Source organism: Vibrio sp. 10N.237.312.B06, assembly GCF_041464685.1.
GTDB classification, from domain to species: domain Bacteria; phylum Pseudomonadota; class Gammaproteobacteria; order Enterobacterales; family Vibrionaceae; genus Vibrio; species Vibrio tasmaniensis_A.
Genome location: NZ_JBFSPI010000196.1, coordinates 1 through 1,407, shown reverse-complemented (window position 1 = coordinate 1,407; position 1,407 = coordinate 1). Strand labels below are relative to the sequence as shown.

Sequence of the window (1,407 nt, the reverse complement as noted above, 5' to 3'; positions counted from 1 at the left end):
TGTGATTACCGAGGGAGGTTGACGGTCTAAATACCGAAGGATTCTGTCGTTGCTTTATTCATAGTAGTCCACTATTGCAGATTAGTTTCTATTCGATAATTGATTCCTCGGCACGTGCCTCCCGTAACTCTCTTGTATTCAGCTTTTCTTCAAGCCAGATGTTCCTTACTGTTGAGTGACTAATCGAGATGTTAAAACGCTTTCTCATCTCACCACTTATCCTAATAGAGGTTAGGTGAGGCGATTTGAGTGTTAATGAGATGACGATATTTCGAGTCTTTTCATCGATGCGATTATTGTTGTGTGATTGACCATACAGACGTTTCAAAGCAAGTGGGCCATGGGCTTCAAGTAATTGACGGTTGTTGTGAATGCTTTTGACAGAACAACCGCTTTGTCGGGCCGCTTCTCTAACATTCCCTAACTCATTGGCAAGCTCTATAGCCTCGATCTTTTTCTGAACCTCTTCTCCGTATTCTTTCCTAGAGCTAGGCTCAGTAAGCTCTTTAATCGATAACTCTCGGTCGGCAAAGTAAGCCGTAAAACCACCATCAAGTTGCTTACGTAATTCGACTTGTTGACTCACGATAGAGTGCCGTAATGGGGAGGTGATTTGATACATTGCGTTGGCGTAACTGAAGGTATGATCTCGACGGATTTTTCGATATTCTTTTTGAATACATATCGCGTCAATGTTGAGGTACTTCGGAACGGGTGTATGCTCAGAGCGCATTAATTTGGCGTTGACTGTGAGGGTCGTTGCCCAATACTCAGGGATGAAGGTATTTTGTAGGTAGTTATTTGCACTGATCATATCAGTAACCCCAGCCAGTCTTAACTCAGGGACTAGACGATCTTGGAACGTATCAAAGGCACGTTCGATGCGACCCTTGCCTTGAGGCGAATTGGCAAAAATAATTTCTATACCCAGCTCTTCACAGGCTCGTTGCATCTGGGAGAAGTGGCAACGTTTTGGTCCACCGAAGATGCCAGCTCTATCGACATACAGAGTCTTAAAAAGCCCTTTTTTCTTGATATAAGTTTTCATTACTTTGAGGCATCCTTCGGTGGTTTCTGAAGGAAAAAACTCCGCATGAACCTCACTGGTTGCATCATCAATCATGGCGATAAGACAGGATTTTTTATCACCGAACCAAAGATGCGGACTGCCGTCCATTTGCAGCATTAAGCCTTCGGCTTCCATACGCTCACGTCGTCTTCTTACCTTAGAACGTCGATGTTTGGCTCGTTTTACATGATGGATTTCATGTGCCCAGGTACGAAGCGTCTCCCGTTTTACTTTGATACCTTCAAATACCTCTAACATATCGGCGAGATGAAGCATGTTAAAGTCGTAATACTTGGTCTTTATAAGAGCTTGAACTTGTTGCTTTAAGGTAATGGGGG

Annotated in this window: 1 protein-coding gene; it reads right to left on the bottom strand. The window is 43.6% G+C overall.

The features are described from left to right. Window positions 1–88 precede the first annotated feature (88 nt). The coding region (locus AB6C75_RS23485) for an ISNCY family transposase (protein ID WP_372109515.1) at window positions 89–1,407 on the bottom strand (1,319 nt) is incomplete at its 5' end.